The 3,108-nt window shown below is 33.0% G+C and carries 4 protein-coding genes; 1 reads left to right on the forward strand and 3 read right to left on the reverse strand.

Annotated elements, in window-relative coordinates; translation table 11 throughout:
• Positions 1–728, forward strand: a 728-nt coding sequence (locus tag V7M80_RS13060; RefSeq protein WP_333696794.1) for a transposase, incomplete at its 5' end; no start/stop codon positions are given.
• A gap of 93 nt (positions 729–821) precedes the next feature.
• Here V7M80_RS13060 and V7M80_RS13065 read toward each other — a convergent pair.
• The 3 genes from V7M80_RS13065 to V7M80_RS13075 all read right to left on the reverse strand — a co-directional run bounded on the left by V7M80_RS13065 (position 822) and on the right by V7M80_RS13075 (position 2,958).
• The gene (locus V7M80_RS13065) at positions 822–1,160 is read right to left on the reverse strand and encodes a hypothetical protein (RefSeq protein ID WP_333696795.1); all 339 of its coding nucleotides are present in this window, start codon (positions 1,158–1,160) and stop codon (positions 822–824) included.
• Between the two features lie 546 nt (positions 1,161–1,706).
• The gene (locus V7M80_RS13070; RefSeq protein WP_333696797.1) at positions 1,707–2,267 is read right to left on the reverse strand and encodes a hypothetical protein; all 561 of its coding nucleotides are present in this window, start codon (positions 2,265–2,267) and stop codon (positions 1,707–1,709) included.
• Between the two features lie 175 nt (positions 2,268–2,442).
• Complete coding sequence (locus V7M80_RS13075; protein ID WP_333696798.1) at positions 2,443–2,958, reverse strand: hypothetical protein; 516 nt, start codon at positions 2,956–2,958, stop codon at positions 2,443–2,445.
• Positions 2,959–3,108 lie beyond the last annotated feature (150 nt).

The raw sequence follows: 3,108 nt of genomic DNA on the forward strand, positions 1-3,108 counted from the left end.
ATTTAGAAGAAAACAACCTTGAACTGGGCGAAGTTTTAGCCGATGCCGGTTACAGTAGTGGCGAATCCTTAAAATACCTAAATGATAATCATATCAATGCTTGGATGCCTAACTTCGGACAATACGTTCCTGAGCGAGAAGGCTTTGTGCTTCACAAAGAGGAGAATTATTACCAATGCACCAAAGAAGGCGGCAACCAAGCCAAACTACTTTTCAAAGGCGAGAAAACAGACCCAAGAGGCTACACCAAACGCACCTATCGCAGTAGTGAAAGTGATTGTAAAAAATGTCCCCTTCGAGAGCAATGCTGTGGAAAGAAAACCAACTTTAAAAAAATAGACGACAGCATCCACAAAGAGCTGTATGATAAGATGCACCAAAAGCTCACTCAAAACCCCGAGTATGCCAAACGAATGGTCAAGGTGCGAAGTAAAACCGTTGAACCTGTTCTAGGAACCCTGATTAACTTTCTGAACATGAAACGGGTCAATACACGAGGAATACAACAAGCCAACAAACATGTTTTGATGGCCGCTATGACCTATAACTTAAAGAAATACCTCAATTTCATTGCCAAAAAACCAAAAAGCCTAGCCCAAGTGATATCCATCAATCAAGGGAAGGTAAATACTTCTTTAAAAGTCACTTTTTTGAAGTTAAAACGAACGTTTTTTTGCCTTCTTTTTTTAAACAACAACATCTTTAATCCAAAAATAAACCTCGCTTAGAAAGCACTAAACAAGGTTGTTTTTTATGATTTTTTTGAAAATTTAGTTGTTGGAGGGAGTTGTGCAACGGTTACGGCTGTTGTGTGTAGTGTTTTATTCTATATAAGCAATTCGATCTCCAATCTTATATCTCAATGTTTTCATTTTTGAGTTATCCGCAACTTGTATTACGCCATCAATTGAGAATTCATTTAAGCCCGTAACAAATATTTCATTCGTTTCTTTATTATAAACAATCTTTTCAGCGTTTTCTAATTGAATTATTTCGTTTTTGAATTCTACATTTCCAATATATTCAAAAATGTTTTTTTCAGTATCAAATTTAACAAGTTTGCATTTTAATTCAGTTTTGTCATCATTTGATTTTACAGTTTCTTGTGAATAAATATTTATTCCAAAAACAAGAGCGATTACAACAAAAAGATTTTTCATAATATTTAGTTTTAGATTTTAACTCATTAATTTTTCAAAATTTGTAGGTTTTTGTTTTTATATCTTGGATAATAAAAGTACTACATTTTTTTTTAAACTAAACAATTTTATATAAGTAATTATTTCATTCCGTGTTTTTTGCATATCGTTCGGTCAACATTACGCACAACGTCAGACTGTGAAAAAACTTCACAATCCTTTAAACAAATATAGTAAAATACTTGTAAGAAAAACAGAAAAGGTTTATATTTAAGATGCAACATATCCAAGGAATTTCCCGTAACAAGTTACAAGTATCGAGTATAGAAGATACTCTTTTAAATAAGTGTATCTTTCAATCAAGGGAAGGTAAACAATTCTTTAAAAGTCACTTTTTTGAAGTTAAAACAAACGTTTATACACCATCTTTTTTTTGAACAACAATGTCTTTAATCCAAAAACAAACCTCGCTTAGAAAGTACTAAACGAGGTCGTTTCTTATAATTATTTTGAAAATTTAGTTTTTGGAAGGGGTTGTGCAACGGTTACCCGTGTTGTGTGCCGTTTTCATTCATTCAGCAAGTCAAATGAGTTAATAATTAATCGCTTAGTACCAGTATCTTTAATACAATTTATCAAATTCATAAATACTTCTGTTGATGCTGTCCCAAAATCAACAGTGAATTTTACCGTTTGTTGTTCGGTTGTCGGGAACGATACGTTGTGAATTGCACCAGCAAAGCCATCAATGTCAGTTTGAAATTTATCTTCTTCGTCTATCCAAATCTTCGTCCAAGTTCTTAGCCAATCTATGTCGTCATCTTTTTTGTCAATGATAAATTCACAACCATGCCAAAAGAATGGGTTTAATTCAACTTGCAATTGTCCGTATGTGAAACTAATTGGTGAATGATTTGAATAAGTGTCGGGAGATAATTCTTCAATTTTAAATTCACCATCTACCTTTACTAAATAGTCAAGCCTAGTAAGTTTGAACAATAAAGTTTCCTCTTCACCATTTAAAGCCATTAAAATTTCTCTTGCTCCATCTGTTCTGTCCGCGTAGAATGCCTTGAGTTGTTTTATATAGGACTGTCGCTGGTGATTTATTATTTCTTCAAATTCCATTTTTTATTTTTTTTACACTGTCATCCTTAAATGGCACACAACGTATTGCTGCTTTGCCTAGTGCTGGGTTTGGAGCCCGTCACTGTCAGTTAAGCTATAAAGTTAATTAATGTAAGACGTTTAAAGTTTGTAAACTAGCCAGCATTAGGCAAAACAGTTGTTATACACCGTTTTTCTATTCTTCATTTGTCTTTACAAATCGATTTTTTATTATTTTCCATTCATTCGTCAGACTGTCGAAAGCAAATCTTATGTCAGGTTGGTATCCATTAGTCCCACCACAACCCACAGTAATTTCAGCTTTTCTAAAACGCATTCCTTTGTAAAAATGAAGTTTTCTTTTTCCTGTAAATCCTATATAACCAAAATTAATGTCAACCGTGTCTTTGGATATTATGTTGTGAACAACTCTTAAAACATTAATTGTCCGTTTCTCTTTTATTGATAAGTCAATTAACTCGTCTGTCGTAAGGAATTTATATCTGTCAGGAACGTTTAAGTTTTTAATTCTACTTCCGTATTCGTTCATTTCAACGTAATGCCATCCACTCTGTAAAAGTAAATCTAACCTGTGGTTTAAAGCTTTTACATATAAACTGTCCAATAATTCAGGTTCAATTTTATTTATGAGACTTCCGTCTTCGTCAAGTTTGTTTTCTTGTCCGAAAGTCAAAAGTCCAATTAGTGTCAATATGATTGTTAGTGTCGTTCTCAAAATGGTGTATAACTCATTTATTTCTATGATTTTATCACCCTCACCAACCCATTTTCAGGCAGATAAAACTAATAAACCTAATTTTTTATTTTCTTTAATCGCAATTCCTCTCACACCAAGAACCCA

The sequence above is a fragment of the Flavobacterium sp. genome, assembly GCF_036759525.1.
Taxonomy (GTDB): domain Bacteria; phylum Bacteroidota; class Bacteroidia; order Flavobacteriales; family Flavobacteriaceae; genus Flavobacterium.